The sequence below is a fragment of the Rhodobacter sp. P1_C2 genome, from assembly GCF_056406375.1.
The window spans coordinates 199,037-221,361 of sequence record NZ_JBFUAG010000005.1 but is presented as its reverse complement, the minus strand read 5'-3'; the positions used below and the strand labels follow the sequence as shown (position 1 = coordinate 221,361).

Here is a 22,325-nt window from a genome sequence, read left to right as displayed (position 1 = left end):
GGGCTCAATCCGCCGCCTTCTTGGGCGCCGCATCGGCGGGCGGCGTGGCGGCGGGGGCGGCAGAGGCCGCCGCCGCATCATCCTTCACCAGCCCATCGGCATCGAGGCTGGCCGGCACCGGTTTAAGCGCCATGCCCGCGCGCATCGTCTTCAGCCCGTCCAGCACCAGCTGATCGCCGTCCTTCAGGCCCGACGTCACGATCCAGGCGTTCTGATAGCTGCCATTGCCGGTCAGGGTCACCTGCGCGGCCTTGTTGTCGGCGCCGACCACGAAAGCCGTCAGGCTGCCATCGGGCGCCCGGGTCGCGGCGCGCTGCGGCACGAGGAAGGCTTCGATCGTCCCGAGCTCGACCGAGCCGCGCACGAACATGCCGGGCAGGATCTCAGCCAGGGGGTTTTCAAAGCGGAAGCGGATGTCGACGCTGCCCGTCGTGGTCGAGACCGAGGCGCTGGGGGCCACGAGCGTGCCCTTGCCCTTGTAGGTCTCGCCGTTTTCCAGCGTCAGGTTGGCGGTCAGCTCCTGGTTGCGGCTGATCGTGCCGTCGCGGATCTCGCCGCGGATGGTCAGCATCCGGGCGCTGGTTTCCAGCATCACCACGTCGATCGGGTCAAGCCGTGTGACCGTGGTCAGCGCATCGGCCTGCCCCGCCGAGACGAGGTCGCCGACCGAGACGCTGGCCACCTCGGCCACGCCCTCGATCGGGCTGGCCACCGTGGTCCAGGACAGTTCGGTGCGGGCGTAGTCGAGGGTGGATTGCGCGGCCTGCACATCGGCCTGCGCCTCGGCCAGGGCGGCAGCATAGCCTTCGACCTCGGCCTGGCTGTAGCCCGAACCCAGCAGCTTGATCGCCCGGTCATTGGCGGCCTGCGCCACCGGCAAGGCCGCCTGCGCCTTGGCCAGCGCCGCCTCGGCCGACAGGACGGCGGCGCGGTAGCTGGCATCGTCAAGCTGGAACAGCGGCGTGCCGACGGCGAGTTTCTTGCCCGGCTCGTAAAGGATCTTGGTGATCACACCGCCGACCCGGGGCCTTATGCCGACCTGTTCATAGGCGATCGCCCGTCCCGGCAGGGTGAAGACCTGCGGCACTTTCTGCGGATGCATCGCAAGCACACCCACCGTGGCCGGCCCGCCCGCCCCGCCCGGCGGGGTCTGCGCCAGCGCCGGCCCCCCGGCCATCAGGACCGCGACCACCCCGGCCAGAAGATTGGCCACCCGCGCCGCGCGCCAAAGATCCTTCATCACTTTCCATACCTTCCCGGTTCTAGCTCACCCCGGCTGACCCGGGCCCTCGCCTGCCGTGCCCCCCCGCATGGCAGAGCCAAAAGGCGGCCGGGCGCAAAGGCTCTGCGGGCAAGCTTGTGCACTTGCAGCATTCTACGCGACGATCTGGGATTTCCGTCGCGGAAGTCGAGGCAAGTATCGAAAAAAAGCACCGCCCCGTCCAGTGGCGGCTAAAGCGCCTGGGTCTGCTGCAAAGCCTCGGCCGAGCGGCGGACCACTTCGGCGATCTGGGTCAGCTGTTTGACCAGCGGGCTGGACTTGCGCCAGATCATCCCGATGCTGCGCGAGGGCTGGGTGCCCTTGAACCGCGCGACCGAGACCTTCGCCGAACGGGTTTCCACCGCCACCGCCATCTCGGGGATCAGCGTCACGCCGATGCCGGCGCCGACCATCTGCACCAGCGTCGTCAGCGAGGAGCCGTCCATCATCTCGCGCGGCTGGGCAGTGCTCATGCTGCAGAAGGACAGGGCCTGATCGCGAAAGCAATGCCCCTCCTCCAGAAGCAAAAGCCGCATCTCGCGCAGCATCTCGCGGTTGGGCACCGGCTTGCAGGCATCCTCGGCCGGGCGGACCAGCACGAAATCCTCGGAAAACAGCGCCGTCTCGGTCAGCGAGGGTTCCGAGACTGGCAGCGCCACGATGGCGGTGTCAAGCCGCCCCGCCGCCAGTTCCAGCAAAAGCTTCGAGGTCAGCGATTCGCGGACATGGATGTCGAGTTCGGCATGGCTGCGGGTCAGGTTGGCGATGATCGTCGGCAGAAGATAGGGCGCAATCGTCGGGATGACGCCGATCCGTAGGCGTCCCACCAGCTGGTCCTGCGCGGCGCGGGCCAGATCCTCCAGCTCGTCCACCGCGCGCAGGATGCCGCGCGCCCGGATCGCGAAGGCCTCGCCAAAGCCGGTCAGCCGGACCTGCCGCGCCCCCCGCTCGAACAGCTCGGTGCGCAGGATCTCTTCAAGCTCCTTGATCTGCATCGACAAAGCCGGCTGCGAGATGGCGCAGGTCTCTGCCGCGCGCCCGAAATGCCCCTGCGCCGCCAGTGCCTCGAAGTAGCGCAGCTGTTTCAGCGTCAGGTTGCTCATAACTGTACCTTATCGTTACAATCAGAAAATACAACTTATACCAATCGCCGCGGTTTGATAGGGTCTTGGCAACATGGGGCGGGGCGGAAGGTCGAAGGCCGGAATCCCCCAACCGGACCGGCTTGTTTTACGCGGCCAAACACCCAAAAGCCGGCCCCGGCGCGATTCGGGGTCCCGGCAAAAACCAGATGATGGGAGACCAAGATGGACGGAAACGATTCAGCCAGCGGCACGAAATGCCCGGTTCTGCACGGCACAGCCAAACAGGCGACCTTTGGGGCACGCTCCAACCGCGATTGGTGGCCGAACCAGCTTAACCTCAAGGTTTTGCACCAGAATAATGTCCGCGGCAATCCGATGGGCGAGGCTTTCGACTATGCCGAGGCCTTCAAGGCGCTTGATCTGGAAGCCGTCCGTCAGGATCTTTACGCCCTGATGACCCAGTCGCAGCCCTGGTGGCCGGCCGACTGGGGCCATTACGGCCCGCTGTTCGTCCGCATGGCCTGGCACTCGGCCGGGACCTACCGGACCGGCGACGGCCGCGGTGGTGCGGGTCATGGCACCCAACGTTTTGCGCCGCTGAACTCCTGGCCGGATAACGTCAACCTCGACAAGGCGCGCCGCCTGCTCTGGCCGATCAAGCGCAAGTATGGCGCGGCGCTGTCCTGGGCCGACCTGATCATCCTGGCCGGCAATGCCGCGATGGAATCGATGGGCTTCAAGACCTTCGGCTTCGGCGGCGGGCGCACCGACGTCTGGGAACCGGAGGAGGACATCTACTGGGGCGGCGAGACCGAATGGCTGGCCACCTCGGACAAGCCCGACAGCCGCTATTCCGGCGACCGCGATCTGGAAGACCCGCTGGCCGCCGTGCAGATGGGCCTGATCTACGTCAACCCCGAAGGCCCGGACGGCAACCCCGACCCGGTCGCCTCGGGCCGCGACATCCGCGAGACCTTTGCCCGGATGGCGATGAACGATGAAGAGACCGTGGCGCTGACCGCCGGCGGCCATACCTTCGGCAAGGCGCATGGCGCGGGCGATCCGGCCCTCGTCGGGCGCGAGCCGGAAGCGGCGGGCATCGAACAGATGGGCCTTGGCTGGAAGAACGCCTTCGGCACCGGCATCGGCATCCACACCACCGGTTCGGGCATCGAAGGCGCCTGGAAGCCCAATCCCACCACCTGGGACCTCGGCTACCTGAAAGTGCTCTTCAAATACGACTGGGCTCTGGGCCGCAGCCCGGCGGGCGCCAAGCAATGGCACCCCGTCAACTGCGAGCCGGAAGATCTGGTGGTCGATGCGCATGACCCCTCGCTGAAGCATCCGCCGATGATGACGACGGCGGATATGGCGATGAAGTTCGACCCGATCTATGGCCCGATCGCACGCCGCTTCCTGGAAGACCCGGCGGCCTTCGCCGATGCCTTCGCCCGCGCCTGGTTCAAGCTGACCCACCGCGACATGGGGCCGAAAGTCCTGTACCTCGGCCCGCTTGTCCCGGCAGAGGATCTGATCTGGCAGGACCCGGTTCCCCCGGTCGACGCGCCCCTGATCGAGGCGGGCGACATCGAAGCGCTGAAGGCCACGATCCTCGGCTCGGGCCTCACGATCTCGGAGCTGGTCTCCACCGCCTGGGCCTCGGCCTCGACCTTCCGGGGTTCGGACAAGCGCGGCGGGGCCAATGGCGCCCGCATCCGTCTGGCCCCGCAAAAGGATTGGGAGGCCAACCAGCCCGCCCAACTGACCAAGGTTCTGGCCATTCTGGGTGGCATTCAGGCCGGCTACAACGGCTCGGGCCCGAAGAAGGTCTCGTTGGCCGATCTGATCGTTCTGGGCGGTTCCGCCGCGATCGAGGCCGCAGCCAAGGCCGCCGGCCATGACGTGACGGTGCCCTTCGTCCCGGGCCGCACCGATGCGACCCAGGAACAGACCGACGCGCATTCATTTGCTGCGATGGAACCGGTGGCCGATGGCTTCCGCAACTATCTCAAGAAGGAATACTCGGTCTCCGCCGAAGAGCTGCTGATCGACCGTGCCCAGCTTCTGACGCTGAGCGCGCCCGAGATGACCGCGCTGGTCGGTGGCCTGCGCGTGCTGGACACCAACCATGGCCAGACCAAGCATGGCGTCTTCACCAGCCGTCCCGGCAGCCTGACCAATGACTTCTTCGTCAACCTGGTCGACATGGGCACGGTCTGGACCCCGGTCGACGGCTCGACCCAAGTCTTCGAGGGCCGCGACCGCGCCACCGGTGCGGTGAAATGGACCGGCACCCGCGCCGACCTCGTCTTCGGCTCGAACTCGCAACTGCGCGCGATTGCCGAGGTCTATGCCTGCGACGACGCCGAGGGCCGCTTCGTCGGTGACTTCGTCGCCGCCTGGACCAAGGTGATGAACGCCGGGCGCACCGACCTCGTCTGAGGACCCTTGCGACCCTGATTCCACCGGGCGCGGCTGACCCCAGCCGCGCCCGGTTCCTTTTTGGACCGCGGCAGCGCGGTCACGCATTTACCATCCGGAAAGAATTTCAGGCGGAGCGGAGCGAATCGACAGACGGATAAAAGTTTAATGAGCTATGGAACCGGAGGCGGGCTTCTTGGTTTTTCCCTCATGCGGCTTCGCGCATCGGTTCAGGCTTGGACTACAACGACAACAGACGGCTGCTTTTGTCCCCGGTTAGCGCGGGGCAAGGTCTGGCAGTGACATTAGGTGGTGAAACTTGAACGACAGACGGCGAGGCCTGCGAGCCGCCACGAACGAAAAGCACCGCCTGCTCGACGCCCTGATCGGGCGTTTCACCGATCGCCGCAGCTATCTGGCCTATCTGCAAAGCACGCTGTCCTTCCGCACCGCCGTTGAACCCGCACTGACCGCCCCGGCCTATCTGGACACAGGCCTTCTGCCGCTCGACCTCGTGGCGCCCCTCACGCTCGATTGCCGCGATCTGGCGGTGGAGGCCTGCCCGGCCCCGCTGCCCCGCCCTGCCCTGACCAACCCTTCCGCCACGATCGGCGCGCTTTATGTGCTGGAAGGTTCGGCGCTTGGCGCGGCGGTGCTGCGCAAGGACGCGCTGGCGCTTGGCTTTGACGCGGGCTTTGGCGCGCGGCACCTGTCCCTTCAGACAGGGTCGCCCGACCGCTGGGCGGCTTTCCTGGGCTTCCTCGACAGGGTAGAACCCTTTGATCTGAACGCGGCCATTGCCGGTGCGGGCCAGATCTTCGACATCGCCATTTCTGCCGGGGAGGCCGCCTGTGCCGAATTCGAGCGTTAATCTGACCAACTGCGACCGCGAGCCGATCCACACGCCGGGGCGGATTCAGGACCATGGCTGCATGCTGGTGGCCGGGCGCGATGGCCGCGTCGTGGTGCGCTGTTCGGCCAATGCGGCGGCGATGCTGGGCCTGTCCGCAGCCCCGCTCGGGCAAGAGGTCCACGGGCTTCTGGGCGGCACCGTGGCGCATGATCTGATGAATGCCGTGTCGAAATCCACCAACGCCCGCCGCCCCGGCCTGGTCCGGATCGCCGACATCAACGGCAAGGGCGCCTTCGATGTGGCCGTCCACATGCATCAGGACAACCGGATCATGGAGTTCGAACCGGTCGGCCCCGATGACGCGGGATCGGCGCTCGACATGGTGCGCGCGCTGATCGAGCGGACCCTGCTGCTGACCGAGGTGCCCACGCTGGCCAAGCGGATGCCGCTCTATCTGCAGACGCTTTTCGGCTATGACCGGGTCATGCTCTACCAGTTCGCGCCCGACGGCTCGGGCAAGGTGATCGGCGAGGCCAAGCGGCCCTAGCTTGAATCCTTCCTCGGCCAGCATTTTCCCGCCGCCGACATCCCCCAGCAGGCCCGCGCGCTCTACCTGCGCAACACGATCCGGGTGATCGCCGATGCCCAGGGCCCCTTCAGCCCGATCCTGCCCGAGGTGGACGCCGAAGGCCAAAGGCTGGACCTGTCCTATGCCCATCTGCGCTCGGTCTCGCCGATCCATCTGGAATATCTGCGCAACATGGGGGTCGGCGCCTCGATGTCGCTGTCGGTCATCGTGGGGGGCGAGCTTTGGGGCATGGTCGCCTGCCACCATTACAGCCGCAAGACCCTGACCCAGGCGCAAAGGGTGGCGGCAGAGATATATACCGATTTCCTCTCGCTGCACCTCACCGCGCTGCACCACCGCCGCCGGGCCGAAACGACGCTGCGCACCCGCAGCGCGCTGGACAGCCTTCTGGCGCATATGTCCGCCCAGGCCGATGCCGAAAGCTTCCTGCGCGACCATCTGGACGATCTGGCCGGGCTGATCCCCTGCGACGGCATCGGCCTCTGGATCAATGGCAGCTGGTCGGGCAAGGGCGCCACGCCGCCGCCCGAGGCGCTTGCCGACCTCACCGCGCTTGCCGTGGCCGGCGGCACGCCCCGCATCCATGCGACCCATTCCCTGCCCGCCGAACTGCCCGGGGCCCGCGCCTTCGCGGCCGCGGCGGCCGGCATGCTCTCGATCCCGCTGTCGGTGGTGCCGAAGGATTTTCTCTTCTACTTCCGCAAGGAAAAGGTCCAGACGCTGGAATGGGGCGGCGATCCGACCAAGACCTATGAGACCGGCCCGCTGGGCGACCGGCTGACCCCGCGCAAGAGCTTTGCGATCTGGAAAGAGACGGTCGAGGGCCAGTCCGACGAATGGAGCGAGGATCAACGCAACGTCGCCGATGCGATCCTGCTGGGCCTGCGCGAGGTGATCCTGCGCCACAACGAGGTGCTGGCCAGCGAACGCAAGAAGGCCGAGGTGCGCCAGCGCGTCCTGCATGACGAGCTGAACCACCGCGTCAAGAACATCCTCGCCCTGATCAAGTCGCTGATCGGCCATCCCACCGCCGAGGGTGAGACTCTGGAGGCCTATGTCCAGGTCCTCAAGGGGCGGATTCAGGCCCTGTCGCATGCCCATGACCAGATCGTGCGCGCCGATGGCGGCGGCAGCCTGGTGCAGCTGCTTTCGGCAGAGCTGTCGCCCTATCGCAGCGAACAGATCGTCCTGACCGGCGAGGATCTGGGCCTTGATGCCCAGGCCTATTCGGTCATGGCGCTGGTCGTGCATGAACTGGCGACCAATGCCGCCAAATACGGCAGCCTCTCCACCCGGACCGGGCGGCTGGATATCAGCTTCGAACGCCTCGCCAATGGCGACTGCGCGCTCAGCTGGCGCGAAAGCAATGGCCCGCCGGTCAAGACCCCGGAACGCTCGGGCTTCGGCTCGATCCTGCTCACCCGCAGCGTGCCTTACGACCTGCAGGGCACCAGCGAGATCACCTATGCGCCGGGCGGCGCCGAGGCCCATATCACCATTCCCGCCAAATTCATCAGCACCCATATCGCCAAGCATAAAGTGACGCCCCACATGACCCCCATGTCCGAGACGCCCGTCGACTTTGAAAGCAAATCCATCCTGCTGGTCGAAGATCAGCTGGTGATCGCGCTGGATGCCGAAGAGATGCTGCGCGGCCTTGGCGCGCGCGATCTGACCACGGTGGCCACCGCGGCCGAGGCGATGAAGCGGATCGCGGCCAAGACGCCGGATCTGGCGGTGCTCGACTTCAACCTCGGTTCCGGCTCGACCTCGCTCGAGGTGGCGCAGGAGCTGTTGCGCCGCGAGGTGCCCTTCGTCTTTGCCACCGGCTATGGCGACAGCGTGATGATCCCCGAACCGCTGCGCAAGGTGCCCGTGGTCCGCAAACCCTATTCCACCGAGGCCCTGCAAGCCGCCCTGACCCAGTTGATCAGCGTCTGAGCCGAGTACGGGCCCGGCCAGCAAGTAAAAAACCGGCGCGGAGTGATCCGCGCCGGTTTTTTTCGCCTGTTGCAGCGGCCAGAGGCCCCGCCTCAGCTACAGCCGCTGGTTCCGCCGCAGGTGTTGCACTTCATGCAGGTGCCGTTGCGCACCAGCGTGTAGTTGCCGCATTCGCCACAGGGATCGCCCTCATAGCCCTGCATCTTGGCCTTGACCCGCTGGTCGATGCCCACCGTGCCAGAGGCCAGCGCCGTGCTGGACCCGCCACCCGAGGCCATCCGCGTCTCGGGGATCAGCAGGTCCAGCGCCGAGGCGCCATCGCCAAGCCCCATGCCGGAAAAGCCGGTCATCCCCATGCCGCCCTGCAGCACCACCAGTTCCTGCGGCACGCGCTTGCGAAGGTATCCGGTCGAGGAGATCTGCTTGATCACCTCCAGCCCGCGATTGGCGGCCTGCTCGGACACTTCCGCAATGTTGCGCTTGCCCTCGTCATCGCCGCGACCCAGATCGTCGAAGCTGTGGCCGGTGGGTTTGACATGCGCCAGATCGGTGCGGTCGAGGTAGGAGATCGCCAGTTCCCGGAAGATATAATCCAGGATCGAAGTGGCGTTCTTCACGCTGTCATTGCCCTGCACCATGCCCGCCGGTTCAAAGCGAGTGAAGGTGAAGGCCTCGACATATTCCTCCAGCGGCACGCCGTATTGCAGGCCGACCGAGATCGCGATGGCGAAGTTGTTCATCATGGCGCGGAAGCCCGCACCTTCCTTGTGCATGTCGATGAAGATCTCGCCCAGCCGCCCGTCGCCATATTCGCCGGTGCGCAGGTAAACCTTGTGGCCGCCGACGATGGCCTTCTGGGTATAGCCCTTGCGGCGTTCCGGCAGCTTCTCGCGGTTGGTGCGGATGACTTCCTTGATGATGATCTTCTCGACGATCTTCTCGGCCAGAACCGCGGCCTTTTCCTGCGCCGAACCGGAGGCGAGCACTTCCTCGGCCTCTTCGTCATCCTCGATCAGCGCCGAGGCGAGCGGTTGCGACAGCTTGGACCCGTCGCGGTAAAGCGCGTTGGCCTTGATGCCGAGGCTGTGCGACAGCTCGTAAGCCGCCAGCGTCTCGGCGATGGAAGCCGAATTGGGCATGTTGATCGTCTTGGAAATCGCGCCCGAGATGAAGCTCTGCGCCGCCGCCATCATGTAGATATGGCTGTCAACGCTCAGATAGCGCTTGCCCTTCTTGCCGCAGGGATTGGCGCAGTCGAAGACGTTGTAATGGTGCGGCTTCAGGAACGGCGCGCCTTCCAGCGTCATGGTGCCGCAGACATGGTCGTTGCAGGCGTCGATCTGCGCCTTGGTGAAGCCGAGGTGGCGCAGCAGGTCAAACGACGGGTCCAGCAGCTTGTCGGCGGGGATGCCGAGCGTGCCCTTGCAGAAATCCTCGCCCAGCGTCCACTGGTTGAAGACGAAGCGGATGTCGAAGGCGGTCGGCAGCGCGGCTTCGATCTTCTCCAGCTCGCGCGGACCAAAGCCATGGCCGATGAGAGAGGTGGTGTTGATCGCCGGCGCCTGCGCGATGGAGCCGTGGCCCACCGCATAGGCCACCATCTCGGCGATCTGGTGCGAGGGGTAGCCGAGGGTTTCCAAGGCACCCGGCACCGACTGGTTGATGATCTTGAAGTAACCGCCCCCGGCCAGTTTCTTGAACTTGACCAGCGCGAAGTCGGGCTCGATCCCGGTGGTGTCGCAGTCCATCACCAGACCGATGGTGCCGGTCGGCGCGATGACCGTGGTCTGCGCGTTGCGGAAGCCGTTGACCTCGCCCAGGGCCAAGGCCTCGTCCCAGGCGGATTTCGCCAGGGCGACCAGGGTCTGGTCGGGGCAGTTGCGGTGATCCAGGGTGACCGGATCGACGTTCAGCCCCTCGTAAGCGCCAGTCCCATGGGCGGCAGCGCGGTGGTTGCGGATCACCCGCAGCATATGGGCGGCGTTGCGGCCATAGGAGGGGAAGGCGCCCAGTTCCTTGGCCATCTCGGCCGAGGTGGCATAGGCGATCCCGGTCATCAGCGCGGTCAAGGCACCGCAAAGTGCGCGGCCTTCCTTGGAGTCATAGCCAAGGCCCATGTTCATCAACAGGCCGCCGATATTGGCATAGCCAAGGCCCAGCGTGCGGAAGTCATAGGACAGCTGCGCGATTTCCTTGGACGGGAACTGCGCCATCATCACCGAGATTTCCAGCGTGATCGTCCAGAGACGGCAGGCATGGATATAGGCTTCCGCATCGAACTTGGCGTTCTTCTGGAAGGTCAAGAGGTTCATCGAGGCGAGGTTGCAGGCCGTATCGTCAAGGAACATGTATTCCGAGCAGGGGTTGGACCCCCGGATCGGGCCATCTTCCGGGCAGGTGTGCCAGGCGTTGACCGTGTCGTGGAACTGGATGCCGGGATCGGCGCAGGCCCAGGCGGCATGGCCGATCTGGTCCCACAGCTCGCGCGCCGAGACGGTCTTGGCGACCTTGCCATCGGTGCGGCGGATCAGCTCCCAGGGTTGGTCGTCCTTGACCGCCTTCAGGAAGGCATCGGTGACGCGGACCGAGTTGTTCGAGTTCTGGCCCGAAACCGTCATATAGGCCTCGGAATCCCAGTCGGTGTCGTAGGTCGGGAATTCGATGCTGGTGAAGCCTTGCTTCGCATATTGCAGGATGCGGAAGGTATAGGTGTCGGGGATCATCGCCTTCTTGGCCGCCTTGATCGCCGCCTTCAGGGCCGGGTTCTTGACCGGGTCCACCGAATCCTCGGACGAACCATCCCACTGGCGGATCGCCGCGAAGATCTCGTTCAGCCGCGCCTCATGCGCCTTGGAGCCTGCGACCAGCGAGGCCACCTTCTGCTCCTCGATCACCTTCCAGTTGATGAAGGCTTCGACATCGGGGTGATCCATGTCGCAGATCACCATCTTGGCCGCGCGCCGCGTGGTGCCGCCCGACTTGATCGCCCCCGCCGCCCGGTCGCCGATCTTGAGGAATCCCATCAGGCCCGAGGATTTGCCGCCGCCCGACAGCTTCTCCCCTTCCCCGCGGAGGGAGGAGAAGTTGGTGCCGGTGCCCGAACCGTATTTGAAAAGACGCGCCTCGCGGACCCAAAGGTCCATGATGCCGCCATCGCCGACCAGATCATCGCGGACCGACTGGATGAAGCAGGCATGCGGCTGGGGATGTTCATAGGCGCTGTCCGATTTGGTCAGCTTGCCGGTCTTGTAATCGACGTAATAGTGGCCCTGGCTCGGGCCGTCGATGCCGTAGGCCCAGTGCAGCCCGGTGTTGAACCACTGGGGCGAGTTCGGCGCGCCCATCTGACGCGCCAGCATGAAGCGCATCTCGTCGTAATAGGCCTTGGCATCGGCCTCGGTGGTGAAATAGCCGCCCTTCCAGCCCCAATAGGTCCAGGCGCCGACCAGACGGTCGAAGACCTGCTTGGCCGAGGTCTCGCCGACATAGCGCTTTTCGGCGGGCAGCTGCTCCAGCGCCTCCTGATCGGGGACATGGCGTTCAAGGAAGCGCGGAACGCCCTTTTCGGGCACGCGCTTGGTGACGGCGGGGATGCCGGCCTTGCGGAAATACTTCTGGGCGAGCACGTCGGCCGCGACCTGGCTCCAGCCCTCGGGGACCTCGACCGCATCGTTGCGGAAGACGATCTTGCCATCGGGATTGCGGATCTCCGAGGTGGTCAGCTGGAAGGACATGGCCCCATAGGCGCCGGTGTCTGCCGAAGTAAATTTCCGCTCGATCTTCATCTGCCCCATCACTCCTTGTTTTTCAACGCCAGGGGGACGGCACAACAGAACCGATCACGCCCAGTCCCGGGCGCGTTCCCCTGTCAGAGGTTTTTCGTTTTGAACCTGTCCCCGTCGCGGCGCCGCCTGTTTCCCGGCTTGGCCTCGACCTCCACAAACTGCCGCAAGATCTGGGATGCAGCAACGGATTTATTGCGCATTCGCGCTATATTTTGTGCTTGACGCCAAGACCCCGTCTAACTGTGGCGCTTTTGCACGAGGGCCTCTTCCTGTGGACAAACCCGTGGATGAAATTCCCGGCTCTGGGGACAGGGGGCCTATTTCCCAAGCAGGCGCCGCGTTTGGCGCCGGGGACAAGTTTGCACCACAACGGGTCGGGCTTGATTCTGCGCCCTCACCCTGCCCTGCGGTTGATCAGGATGATGCCCCCAGAGACCAGCACCGCCGCGGCAAGAAGCGTCAGGGACAGCGACTCACCAAAGACCAGATGCCCGAGCAGGATCGCAAGGATCGGTGTCAGGAAGGAAAACGAGGCCACGGTCGAGGCAGGATAGACCGACAAAAGCCACAGCCATGTGACAAACCCGCCCGAGACGACGACAAGCGCCTGCAGCACCAGCCAGACCCAGTCCATGGGCGTCACGTCGCGGATCAGCGGGCCGAAGAAGGGCGAAGCGATCAGCAGCACCGGGGCCGAGACGAGTACCATCCAGAACAGCTGCGCCTCCGGTCCCGCCAGCCGCAGCCGCGACTTGCGCGCGACAAAGGCCGTGCCCGCCCAGCCCCAGGCGCCCAGAAGCGCACAGAAATCCCCCAGCCAGCTTACCTGCCCCGCATTGGCCCCGCCCCGCGCCGAAATCGCCCAGCCGGTGCCCGCGAAGGCCAGCGCCAGGCCCAGCGCCTTGACCCGCGTCGCCCGCTCGCCCGGCAGGAAGAAATGGCCCAGAATTCCCATCCACAGCGGCATCGAATACATGATGAGCGAGGCATGCCCGACCGTGGTCAGGTCCAGCGCCACGAACAACCCCAGGAACTCCACCGCGAAGATCACCCCGATCAAGAGGCCCGGCCCGAGGTCGGAAAGCCGCACCCGCCCGAGCAGCCCGCGATACCAGAGCCAGCCGCCAACGAAGACCACCGCCAGCGCCGAACGCAGCCCCGCCATGAAGACCGGCTGCAGCCCGTGGCTGACCAGCTTGATCACGATCTGGTTGAAGGCCAGCACCAGGGCCACACCCAGAAGCGCCGCAATGCCAATGCCGTCCATCCTGTCCTTGCGCATCGCGACTCTCCCTTGCTGTGGCGCCACCCTTTCCGGCCCCCGCAGCAGGGTCAACCGGCAATCCGCATCCGGCAAAACCTGCCCGAACGCGCGCCTGCGCCATCAAGCCACTGGCAGGCAGGGCCGCTTTCCACTAAAGCCGCCGCAACCCCGCCCCATCGGAAAGGCAGCGTCATGGCCGACATCATTGCCCGTTGTGAAAGCCGCGGCCTGCGCATGACCGAACAGCGCCGCGTCGTGGCCCGCGTCGTGGGCGAGGCCGAGGATCACCCCGATGTCGAAGAGCTGCACCAGCGCGCCGCGAAACTCGACCCGCGCATCTCGCTCGCCACCGTCTACCGCACGGTGAAGCTCTTCGAAGAGGCCGGCATCCTCGACCGGCTGGAGTTCGGCGACGGCCGCGCCCGCTATGAAGACGCCGAGCGCGACCATCACGACCACCTGATCGACGTGAACTCCGGTCAGGTCATCGAATTCGTCGACCCCGAGATCGAGGCCCTGCAGGAAAAGATCGCCGCCCGCCTCGGCTATCGGCTGATCGGCCACCGGCTGGAGCTTTTGGGCGTGCCGGTCCGCAAGGACGCCGATCCTGCATGAAAGCCGTCAATTCCTCGGCCGGTTCCCGGCATAACCTGCGCGGCATCGGGTTGATGGCCGGCTCGATGGCGCTGTTCTCGGCCGAGGACATGTTCCTCAAGCTTGCCGCCCGCGGCCTGCCGACGGGCGAAATCCTCTTCGTGACCTGCATCTTCTCCTGGGTCTTCTTCAGCGGCCTCGCCCGCGCCGAGGGCAAGCGCACCGTCAGCCCCGCCGTCTTTCACCCCTGGGTCGTGGCGCGCAATCTTGGCGAGATGGTGGGCACCTTCGCCTTCATCTCGGCGCTGGCGGCGATCCCGCTCGCCACCGTCTCGGCGGTGCTGCAGGCGATGCCCTTGGCGGTGACGATGGGGGCGGCGCTCTTCATGGGGGAAAAGGTCGGCTGGCGGCGCTGGACGGCGATTTCCGTGGGCTTCGCCGGCGTGCTTCTGGTGATCAAGCCCGGCCTCGACGGATTTCGCCCCGAGGCTTTGTGGGTTCTGGTCACGGTGGCGGGGCTTGGACTGCGCGACCTCGCCTCGCGCGCCATCCCGGCAGAGGTTTCAACCACCCAGGTCTCGGCCTGGGGGGTCGCCTCGGTCACGCTGATGGGCCTCGGCATGATGGCGTTTGAGACGCCGGTGATGCCCGAACCGATGCAGGCGCTGATGCTGGTCGGCACCGTGGTCTTCGGCACGACCGGTTACTGGGCGATCACCGCCGCCAGTAGGACTGGCGAAGTTTCGGTCGTGGCCCCCTTCCGCTACACCCGCCTCGTCTTCGGCATCGCCATCGGCGTCCTCGTCTTCGCCGAGGTGCCCGACCTTCTGACCCTGGTCGGCGCCGCCGTCATCATCGGCTCCGGCCTCTACTCCTTCGCCCGCGAACGTGCCCGTGCCGCACAGCAGCGGCGAAATGCGGCCTGAGGCGCCAGAAGACTTTCCCTGATGGCAAAGCCCAGCTAAAGGAGGTCGGGAGAGCACCCTTCCGCCATCGGAGATATCCATGAGCACGATCGTCGACATTCACGCCCGCGAGATCCTTGACAGCCGCGGCAACCCCACCGTCGAGGTGGATGTGATCCTTGAAAGCGGCGCGATGGGCCGCGCTGCCGTCCCCTCGGGCGCCTCGACGGGCGCGCATGAGGCGGTGGAGCGCCGCGACGGCGACAAGTCGCGCTACATGGGCAAGGGCGTGCTGGAGGCGGTCGAGGCCGTCAATGGCGAGCTGGCCGAAGCCATCATCGGCTTTGATGCGACCGAACAGGTCGGCATCGACCTCACCATGATCGAGCTGGACGGCACCCCGAACAAGGGCCGCCTCGGCGCGAATGCCATCCTCGGCGTCTCGCTCGCCGTGGCCAAGGCCGCCGCCGAATTCACCGGCCAGCCGCTGTACCGCTACATCGGCGGCACCTCGGCCCGTGTGCTGCCGGTCCCGATGATGAACATCATCAACGGCGGCGAACATGCCGACAACCCGATCGACATCCAGGAATTCATGATCATGCCGGTCGGCGCGGACAATGTCCGCGAGGCGATCCGCATGGGCTCGGAAGTCTTCCACACCCTGAAGAAAGAGCTGCAGGCCGCCGGCCACAACACCGGGATCGGCGACGAGGGCGGCTTCGCGCCGAACCTCAGCTCCGCCCGCGTGGCGCTTGATTTCATTCTGAAATCCATCGAAAAGGCCGGCTACCGCCCGGGTGAGGACATCTACCTCGCCCTCGACTGCGCCGCGACCGAGTATTTCAAGGGCGGCCGCTACGAGATGAAGGGCGAAGGCAAGTCGCTGACCATCGAAGAGAACGTGGCCTTCCTCGCTGGCCTCGCCGCCGACTACCCGATCATCTCGATCGAGGACGGCTGTTCCGAGGATGACTGGGCGGGCTGGAAGCTCTTGACCGACACGCTTGGCAAGAAGGTCCAGCTGGTCGGCGATGACCTCTTCGTGACCAACCCCAAGCGCCTGGAAATGGGCATCAAGCAGGGCTGCGCCAATTCGATGCTGGTGAAGGTCAACCAGATCGGCTCCCTGACCGAGACGCTCTCCGCCGTCGATATGGCCCACCGCGCCGGCTATACCAACGTGATGAGCCACCGCTCGGGCGAGACCGAGGACAGCACGATCGCCGACCTCGCCGTCGCCACCAACTGCGGCCAGATCAAGACCGGCTCGCTGTCGCGCTCGGACCGTCTGGCCAAGTACAACCAGCTGATCCGCATCGACGAAATGCTGGGCGACATCGGCACCTATGCCGGCCGCTCGATCCTGAAGGCCTGATCGCAGCCCCTGCCCAAGGTCAAACGGCGCGCCCCCAAAGCGCGCCGTTTTTCATTTCACCCGCCCGCCCCGGCCCAACCCAAGAGCCTCCGGCGGGAGTATTTGCAAAGGAGCAAATGGGGGGCCCCGCTTTCCCTTGCTCCTTTGAAAATACTCCGCGGGGGGTCCGGGGGGCGCGAAGCCCCCCGGCGCCGGGCAGAGGCACCCGGTGTCAGGCCCAGAACCGCCCCGGCGCAAAGCTGGCAAGCAGGGGCGCCGCCTGCCCGCCGAGGATCTCCGACGTCAGAAGCTCGGCCACGACCGGGGCCAGGGTGATGCCGGAATGCATGACGGCAAGCCAGAGCCCGGGTGCCACGCGGCCCACCGCCGGCAGCCCGTCGCCCGGCACCGGGCGCCAGGCCAGGGCCACCTGCTCGGCGGCAAAGCTCTTGCCGGTGAAGAGCCCGTTCAACCGGGCGAGGCTTTCCGCCACCAGGGCCTGCGGATCTTCCGGCGCGGTCTCGGTCGGGTCGGCTTGGTGGTTGGTGGCGAGCGGCATGATCAGGCGGCCCATCCGGTCCTGGCGCAGATCCTGGCCCGGCATGCCCAGCACATGGTGCAGAATGCGCGGCACCGGTTGGGTGGTCAGGATCATCCCCGGTCGCGGCAGCATCGGCAGCACCCGGCCCACCCCGGCCAACAGCGCCGCCGCCCCGGTCCCCGCCGCGACGATCACCTGATCCGCCGCGATCACCCCGCCCGCCGTCAGGGCGCCGGTGACGACGCCGCCGGTTTCGACCAGCGCGCTGGCGCCCAGCCCGAAATAGACCTCTGCCCCGCGCGCCGCCGCGGCCGCGAGCAGGACCCGCGTCAGGCCCGCCGGGTCCACCGCGCCCTCCTGCGGGAAGAACAGCGCCCGCTCGGGCGGTGCGGCCAGCGCCGGCTCGCGCTGCGCCACCTCCGCGCGGTCCAGGACCTGAGTCTCATAGCCCTGCGCCAGCAGCCCCTCGGCCATCGCATCCAGCGCCGCGCCCTCCTTCTCCCACCAGAGGCAGCCGGGCCAGTCCCACAGGGGTTCCGGCATCTGGTTGGCCAGCCGCACCTCCAGCCGGTGATGCGCCGCGATCCCCTCCACCCGCAGTGCGTGATGCGCGGCGTTCAGCGCAAAGCTTGCGTTGATCCAGCCGAAGGACCGCCCCGAGGCCTGCGACGCCGCCTGCATCCCCGCCTCCAGCACGGTGACCCGTGCCCCGCCAAGGCTCAGCTCATAGGCCAGCGCAGCCCCGGTCAGCCCGGCGCCGATGATCAGACAATGTTCCATGAACCCCAAACCCCCAAAGGATGCGCCTTCACGCGGCACCTCTCAGATAGCAGATCAACCCCGCCCGGCAATCCTTTGCTTTCGCCGGAAATCCCCGGATCGGCGCTCTGCCGCGACAGGCCTTGCAGCCGGGGTCCGCGCGTGGCTAACCTCCGCCCATGGAGCATGACCACAAATCCCTGATCGCCAGCCTGCCGCCCGCCCTGCGCGAGAGCCTGACCCGCGCCTCCACCGCGCGCGGGCTCTGGCATCTGGCGGGGCATCTGGCGGCGATTGCCCTCACCTCCGCCATGATCCTCTGGACCCCGCTCTGGCCGCTGGCTCTGGTGGCGCAGGGCATTCTTCTGGTCTTTCTCTTCACGCTGGAACATGAGGCGACCCACCGCACGCCCTTTGCCGATGCGCGCCTCAACGATTGGGTGGGCCGCGCCTGCGGGCTGGTGCTGATCCTGCCATTCGAGTGGTTCCGCTACTTCCACCTCGCCCATCACCGCTTCACCAACCTGCCCGGCCAGGACCCCGAGCTGGAGGGCGCAAAGCCGCAGGGCCTCTGGCCCTGGGTCTGGCATGTCTCGGGCCTGCCCTACTGGACCGCCGAAGCGAAGCTGACCTTCAACCTGGCCCTTGGCCGCGTCGCGGCGCCCTACCTGCCCGCCAACGCAATGCCCCGGATCAAGCGCGAGGCGCGCATCATGCTGGCGCTTTACGCCCTCGCCGCGCTCAGCCTGGTCTTCACGCCGCTGCTCCTGTGGCTCTGGGTGCTGCCGGTCCTCCTCGGCCAGCCCTTCCTGCGGCTCTACCTTCTGGCCGAACATGGCGACTGCCCCTTCGTCGCCAATATGCTGGAGAATACCCGCACCACCTTCACCAACCGGATCGTGCGCTTTGTGGCCTGGAACATGCCCTACCATGTCGAGCATCACGCCTACCCCGCCGTGCCCTTCCACCAGCTGCCCGCCCTGCATCAGGAGATCCGCAGCCACCTGAAGGTGACCGCCGCAGGCTATGCCCGCTTCACCCGCGGCTATCTGGCGCGCCGCCTGCGGTAGCGGCGCCCTGTATCCTTACAAGATTGGATTGGTGCGCCCCGGCGCCGTCGGCTAAACCGCCGCCATGACCCAGAACTCCGACACGCCCCGCGGCTTTGCCTTCGCCCTTTCAGCCTATCTGCTTTGGGGTTTCCTGCCGTTTTACATGAAGGCCGTGGCCCATATCCTGCCGACCGAGGTCATCGCCCACCGCGTGGTCTGGAGCCTGCCGATCGCCGCCCTCGTCCTTCTGTTCCGCGGCGAGCTGGGCGGCATCCTGGCCCTGCTGAAGCAGCCGCGGATGCTGGCCATGGGAGCTGCCACCGCGGCGCTGATTTCGGTCAACTGGGGGATCTATGTCTGGGCCATCGGCGCCGGCCACGCGCTCGACACCGCCCTTGGCTATTACATCAACCCGCTCTTCTCGGTCTTCCTCGGCGCCACCCTGCTGGGCGAGAAGATGACGCCGCGGCAATGGGTTGCCGTGGGTCTGGCCGCTGCAGCCGTCGCACTTCTGACCATCGAGGCGGGCAAGCTGCCCTTGATCTCGCTCACCCTCACCGTGACCTGGGGCTTTTACGCCTATCTCAAGCGCCGCCTGCCGATCGGCGCCAACCAGGGCTTCCTGCTCGAGATCATGATCCTGACGCCCATCGCGCTCGGCTACATGATCTGGCTGGCGGCCCATGGGCAGAACCACTTTGGCGCCACCATGTCCGACACCGTGCTTCTGGCCTGCAGCGGCTTTGTCACCGCGGTGCCCCTGATGCTTTACGCCAATGGTGCCAAGGGCTTGCGGCTGTCGACCATCGGCATCATGCAGTATATCGCACCCACGATGATCCTGCTGATCGCCATTCTGGTCTTCCACGAAGGCTTCGGTGTGGCGCAGATGATCGCCTTCCCGATGATCTGGGCGGCGCTGGCGCTTTACACCTCGTCCTTCTTCAAGCGCAGCTGAAAAAGCCCGACGCGAGCGCGCCGGGCTTCCTGTGAAACGTCAGCCCTGAAGCGCCGGCCCTAAAGCCCGAGCTTCTGCGCCACCAGCGCGTTGACCACCGCCGGATTGGCCTTGCCCCCGGTGGCTTTCAACACCTGCCCGGTGAACCAGCCCGCCAGCTTGGCATTGACCTTGGCTTTCGCCACCTGATCGGGGTTGCCCGCGATCAGCGCATCCAGCGCCGCCTCGATGGCGCCCATGTCGGTGACCTGCTTCATGCCATGCTTGGCCGCCTGCTCCGCCGGATCGCCGCCTTCGGTCCACAGGATCTCGAACAGGTCCTTGGCCATCTTGCCCGAGATTTCGCCCGAGCCGATCAGATCCAGCACACCGCCCAATTGTCCTGCCGAAACCGGGGTTTCCGCGATGCTCTTGCCTTCCTTGTTGAGCCGCCCGAACAGCTCGTTGATCACCCAGTTGGCCGCGATCTTGCCATCGCGCCCCTTGGCCACCGCCTCGAAGAAAGCACCCGAGTCCAGTTCGGCGGTCAGCACATTGGCGTCGTAATCGGTCAAGCCGAAGTCGGCCATGAAGCGGGCCTTCTTGGCATCGGGCAGTTCCGGCATGGTGGCGGCGATGTCGTCGACCCAGGCCTGCTCGATCTCCAAGGGCAGCAGGTCGGGGTCCGGGAAGTAGCGGTAATCATGCGCCTCTTCCTTGGACCGCATCGAGCGCGTCTCGCCCTTGTCGGGGTCGTACAGCCGGGTCTCCTGCAGGACCGTGCCGCCATCCTCGACGATGGCGATCTGACGGCGGGCCTCGTAGTCGATGGCCTGCTGGATGAACCGCAGCGAGTTCATGTTCTTGATCTCGCAGCGCGTGCCGAGGTGGCTGAAATCCTGCGTCGCCTGGTATTTCTCATACTGGCCGGGCTTGCAGATCGAGACGTTGACGTCGGCGCGCAAATTGCCGTTCTGCATATTGCCATCACAGGTGCCCAAGTAGCGCAGGATCTGCCGCAGCTTGGACACATAGGCCGCAGCCTCCTCCGGCCCGCGGATGTCGGGACGGCTGACGATCTCCATCAGGGCGACGCCGGTGCGGTTGAAATCGACGAAGGACATGGCGGGGTCCATGTCATGGATGCTTTTCCCGGCGTCCTGCTCCAGGTGGATGCGCTCGATCCGCACCAGACGGGCGACGCCGGGGCCCATTTCGACCAGCACTTCGCCCTCGCCCACGATGGGGTGGTACAGCTGGGAAATCTGATAGCCCTGCGGCAGGTCGGGGTAGAAATAGTTCTTGCGGTCGAAGGCCGAGCGCAGGTTGATCTTCGCCTTCAGGCCCAGGCCGGACCGCACCGCCTGTTCGACGCAGAACTCGTTGATCACCGGCAGCATCCCCGGCATCGCGGCATCCACGAAGGCGACATTGGCATTGGGCTCGGCGCCCACCTGGGTCGAGGCGCCGGAAAACAGCTTGGAATTGGAGGCGACCTGAGCGTGGATTTCCATCCCGATCACCAGCTCCCAATCCGATTTCGCCCCGGCAATCACCTTGGGCGCAGGGGTGGTATAGGTCAGGTCGAGCATCGAAGCCTCCAGAAATCCGGCGCGGTTGAAGGGACCTTTTAGGGTTCGGCGGCCAGCGGTTCAAGGGCCAATGGCGGCGGAAACCTGCCGAGAATCAAGGGGGCCGGGAACCGCAAGGTTGGCGAATCCGATTCGCACCTGCAAAAGCCTCAGGTCGCACGCACCGCGACGGCAGCCCAACGGACCAATGAGACGCATTCCCCTGACCCTGCTGGCGCTTTCCCTGGCCCTTCTCTCGGCTCCGATCGAGGCGAATGCCAAGAAGATTCCGGCCCCCTTGCCCGCGATGCGCTGGGATCACCTTCCCCACGCGTCCAACTGGACCAAGGACGCGCTCGTTCAGGTGGCGGCACATGATTCCGAACTGACCGGCACCGTGCCCGCCGATATCGAGGTCTATTGCCCGGGCTACGAAAGCGCCTCGGTGGACGAACGCCGCGCCTTCTGGGTGGGCTTGCTCTCGGCCACGGCCAAGTACGAAAGCGGCTTCAACCAGGCGGCGGTGGGCGGCAAGGGCCGCTATGTCGGCCTGATGCAGATCTCGGTCCCGACCGCGCGGCTTTACGGCTGCGATGCCAATTCGGCCGCCGGGCTGAAGGACGGCTCGGCCAACCTCTCCTGCGCGGTGGATATCGTGGCCCCGCATGTCGCGCGCGACAACATGGTCGCCGGCAAAGGCAACCGCGGCATCGCCCGCGACTGGGGCCCCTGGTCCTCGGCCCGCAACCGCGCCGCCATCGCCTCCTGGACCCGCAGCCAGGCCTATTGCCAGCCGTGATCCGCGGCACGCCGGCGATGGGCCCTGCGGTCAGGTGACGCGAAAAACCCGCTTGATGGCCTCAAGCGCTTCTTTCTGACGCGGGCTCCAGCTGCCGTCGCCACCGGCCATCACGTCCTTCCATACCAGTATCAAAGGCTCGAAGGCATCCATCGCCTTCATCCGCCACAAGCGCCGCGCCAGACGGTCAATCGCAGGCTGCGGGCCGCCACATTCGCCCACCAGCCAGCGGCCCAGAACCAGCGCCTCTTTGGCCTGGCCATGGCTTTGCCCCAGCCGCGCCTGCAGGCTGATGGTCAGCGCGTCCAGCTGTTCGGCGCGCGGCAGGCCGCCCAGTTCCAGAAAGCCGATGGCAAGCGCCGCCACCGCGACATTGGCATCGTCGAGCGAGTCCACCGGATGCACATTGGCCCTGCGGCGAAAGCCAAAGCGGCGGGCGGCGCCCATGACATCCTGCGCCATATTGGCCATATCATCGGCCATATGGGCCGCGTTGCGCGCCCGGTTGAGCCAGAAATACACGGCCGCAGCAGCAGCCAACACACCCAAAATGAACGGCACCGAAATCTCCATCGATCTTTGGCCCAGCCTAGTCAGGGCCGGGCCATTCG

General features: G+C 66.0%; 17 protein-coding genes. 10 read left to right on the top strand and 7 right to left on the bottom strand.

From position 1 onward, the window contains the following. Positions 1–4: 4 nt before the first annotated feature. Positions 5–1,240 (bottom strand): efflux RND transporter periplasmic adaptor subunit, encoded by a 1,236-nt coding sequence (locus AC1DZT_RS10155; protein ID WP_478006507.1) that lies wholly within the window; start codon positions 1,238–1,240, stop codon positions 5–7. A gap of 212 nt (positions 1,241–1,452) precedes the next feature. Beyond that, positions 1,453–2,364: a hydrogen peroxide-inducible genes activator gene (locus AC1DZT_RS10150; protein ID WP_478006506.1), complete on the bottom strand. Its 912-nt coding sequence runs from the start codon at positions 2,362–2,364 to the stop codon at positions 1,453–1,455. Positions 2,365–2,568: 204 nt separating this feature from the next. Between AC1DZT_RS10150 and katG the strand changes: the two genes are divergently transcribed. From katG to AC1DZT_RS10130, 4 genes are all read left to right on the top strand, one after another. Then, entirely contained in the window at positions 2,569–4,788 is a 2,220-nt protein-coding gene (katG, locus tag AC1DZT_RS10145) for a catalase/peroxidase HPI (protein ID WP_478006505.1), read from the top strand. Positions 4,789–5,086: 298 nt separating this feature from the next. Further along, entirely contained in the window at positions 5,087–5,638 is a 552-nt protein-coding gene (locus tag AC1DZT_RS10140; RefSeq protein WP_478006504.1) for a biliverdin-producing heme oxygenase, read from the top strand. Further along, complete coding sequence (locus tag AC1DZT_RS10135; protein WP_478006503.1) at positions 5,619–6,167, top strand: hypothetical protein; 549 nt, start codon at positions 5,619–5,621, stop codon at positions 6,165–6,167. The genes AC1DZT_RS10140 and AC1DZT_RS10135 overlap by 20 nt, the downstream gene beginning before the upstream one ends. A 39-nt stretch (positions 6,168–6,206) precedes the next feature. Continuing rightward, positions 6,207–8,150, top strand: a complete 1,944-nt coding sequence (locus AC1DZT_RS10130) for an HWE histidine kinase domain-containing protein (protein WP_478006650.1) — start codon at positions 6,207–6,209, stop codon at positions 8,148–8,150. 92 nt (positions 8,151–8,242) lie between these two features. Here the strand turns inward: AC1DZT_RS10130 and AC1DZT_RS10125 are convergent, their stop codons facing one another. Both AC1DZT_RS10125 and AC1DZT_RS10120 read right to left on the bottom strand, forming a co-directional pair. Then, positions 8,243–11,935 (bottom strand): vitamin B12-dependent ribonucleotide reductase, encoded by a 3,693-nt coding sequence (locus AC1DZT_RS10125; RefSeq protein WP_478006649.1) that lies wholly within the window; start codon positions 11,933–11,935, stop codon positions 8,243–8,245. A gap of 394 nt (positions 11,936–12,329) precedes the next feature. Next, on the bottom strand, positions 12,330–13,217 hold the full coding sequence (locus AC1DZT_RS10120; protein WP_478006502.1) for a DMT family transporter: 888 nt from the start codon (positions 13,215–13,217) through the stop codon (positions 12,330–12,332). A 174-nt stretch (positions 13,218–13,391) separates the two neighbouring features. Between AC1DZT_RS10120 and AC1DZT_RS10115 the strand changes: the two genes are divergently transcribed. The 3 genes from AC1DZT_RS10115 to eno all read left to right on the top strand — a co-directional run bounded on the left by AC1DZT_RS10115 (position 13,392) and on the right by eno (position 16,076). After that, positions 13,392–13,814, top strand: coding sequence for a Fur family transcriptional regulator (locus tag AC1DZT_RS10115; RefSeq protein ID WP_478006501.1), 423 nt, complete (start codon positions 13,392–13,394; stop codon positions 13,812–13,814). Continuing rightward, positions 13,811–14,719 (top strand): DMT family transporter, encoded by a 909-nt coding sequence (locus AC1DZT_RS10110; protein ID WP_478006500.1) that lies wholly within the window; start codon positions 13,811–13,813, stop codon positions 14,717–14,719. Before AC1DZT_RS10115 ends, AC1DZT_RS10110 begins: the two co-directional genes overlap by 4 nt. Before the next feature lie 79 nt (positions 14,720–14,798). Continuing rightward, positions 14,799–16,076 carry a phosphopyruvate hydratase gene (eno, locus tag AC1DZT_RS10105; RefSeq protein ID WP_478006499.1) on the top strand — a complete coding sequence of 426 codons (1,278 nt, stop codon included), beginning with the start codon at positions 14,799–14,801 and terminating at the stop codon, positions 16,074–16,076. 211 nt (positions 16,077–16,287) lie between these two features. On the opposite strand, the gene AC1DZT_RS10100 is transcribed toward eno, so the two are convergent. Beyond that, positions 16,288–17,376: an NAD(P)/FAD-dependent oxidoreductase gene (locus AC1DZT_RS10100; RefSeq protein WP_478006498.1), complete on the bottom strand. Its 1,089-nt coding sequence runs from the start codon at positions 17,374–17,376 to the stop codon at positions 16,288–16,290. A gap of 158 nt (positions 17,377–17,534) precedes the next feature. On the opposite strand from AC1DZT_RS10100, the gene AC1DZT_RS10095 reads away from it, so the two are divergent. After that, positions 17,535–18,425 carry a fatty acid desaturase gene (locus tag AC1DZT_RS10095; protein WP_478006497.1) on the top strand — a complete coding sequence of 297 codons (891 nt, stop codon included), beginning with the start codon at positions 17,535–17,537 and terminating at the stop codon, positions 18,423–18,425. 64 nt (positions 18,426–18,489) lie between these two features. Next, positions 18,490–19,365, top strand: a complete 876-nt coding sequence (gene rarD, locus AC1DZT_RS10090) for an EamA family transporter RarD (protein ID WP_478006496.1) — start codon at positions 18,490–18,492, stop codon at positions 19,363–19,365. Positions 19,366–19,424: 59 nt separating this feature from the next. Here the strand turns inward: rarD and gatB are convergent, their stop codons facing one another. Next, positions 19,425–20,936, bottom strand: coding sequence for an Asp-tRNA(Asn)/Glu-tRNA(Gln) amidotransferase subunit GatB (gene gatB / locus AC1DZT_RS10085; RefSeq protein ID WP_478006495.1), 1,512 nt, complete (start codon positions 20,934–20,936; stop codon positions 19,425–19,427). A 187-nt stretch (positions 20,937–21,123) separates the two neighbouring features. On the opposite strand from gatB, the gene AC1DZT_RS10080 reads away from it, so the two are divergent. After that, a complete protein-coding gene (locus AC1DZT_RS10080; protein WP_478006494.1) occupies positions 21,124–21,714 on the top strand; it encodes a transglycosylase SLT domain-containing protein in 591 nt (196 codons plus the stop codon). A gap of 30 nt (positions 21,715–21,744) precedes the next feature. Here AC1DZT_RS10080 and AC1DZT_RS10075 read toward each other — a convergent pair whose 3' ends face one another. Then, the gene (locus AC1DZT_RS10075) at positions 21,745–22,275 is read right to left on the bottom strand and encodes a hypothetical protein (RefSeq protein ID WP_478006493.1); all 531 of its coding nucleotides are present in this window, start codon (positions 22,273–22,275) and stop codon (positions 21,745–21,747) included. Positions 22,276–22,325: the final 50 nt, after the last annotated feature.

Coding starts and splice junctions, on each gene's coding strand:
- AC1DZT_RS10155 (WP_478006507.1), bottom strand. CDS start 1,240: ATGAAGGATCTTTGGCGCGCGGCGCGGGTGGCCAATCTTCTGGCCGGG.
- AC1DZT_RS10100 (WP_478006498.1), bottom strand. CDS start 17,376: ATGGAACATTGTCTGATCATCGGCGCCGGGCTGACCGGGGCTGCGCTG.
- AC1DZT_RS10120 (WP_478006502.1), bottom strand. CDS start 13,217: ATGCGCAAGGACAGGATGGACGGCATTGGCATTGCGGCGCTTCTGGGT.
- AC1DZT_RS10150 (WP_478006506.1), bottom strand. CDS start 2,364: ATGAGCAACCTGACGCTGAAACAGCTGCGCTACTTCGAGGCACTGGCG.
- rarD (WP_478006496.1), top strand. CDS start 18,490: ATGACCCAGAACTCCGACACGCCCCGCGGCTTTGCCTTCGCCCTTTCA.
- eno (WP_478006499.1), top strand. CDS start 14,799: ATGAGCACGATCGTCGACATTCACGCCCGCGAGATCCTTGACAGCCGC.
- katG (WP_478006505.1), top strand. CDS start 2,569: ATGGACGGAAACGATTCAGCCAGCGGCACGAAATGCCCGGTTCTGCAC.
- AC1DZT_RS10125 (WP_478006649.1), bottom strand. CDS start 11,935: ATGAAGATCGAGCGGAAATTTACTTCGGCAGACACCGGCGCCTATGGG.
- AC1DZT_RS10080 (WP_478006494.1), top strand. CDS start 21,124: ATGAGACGCATTCCCCTGACCCTGCTGGCGCTTTCCCTGGCCCTTCTC.
- AC1DZT_RS10095 (WP_478006497.1), top strand. CDS start 17,535: ATGGAGCATGACCACAAATCCCTGATCGCCAGCCTGCCGCCCGCCCTG.
- gatB (WP_478006495.1), bottom strand. CDS start 20,936: ATGCTCGACCTGACCTATACCACCCCTGCGCCCAAGGTGATTGCCGGG.
- AC1DZT_RS10115 (WP_478006501.1), top strand. CDS start 13,392: ATGGCCGACATCATTGCCCGTTGTGAAAGCCGCGGCCTGCGCATGACC.
- AC1DZT_RS10110 (WP_478006500.1), top strand. CDS start 13,811: ATGAAAGCCGTCAATTCCTCGGCCGGTTCCCGGCATAACCTGCGCGGC.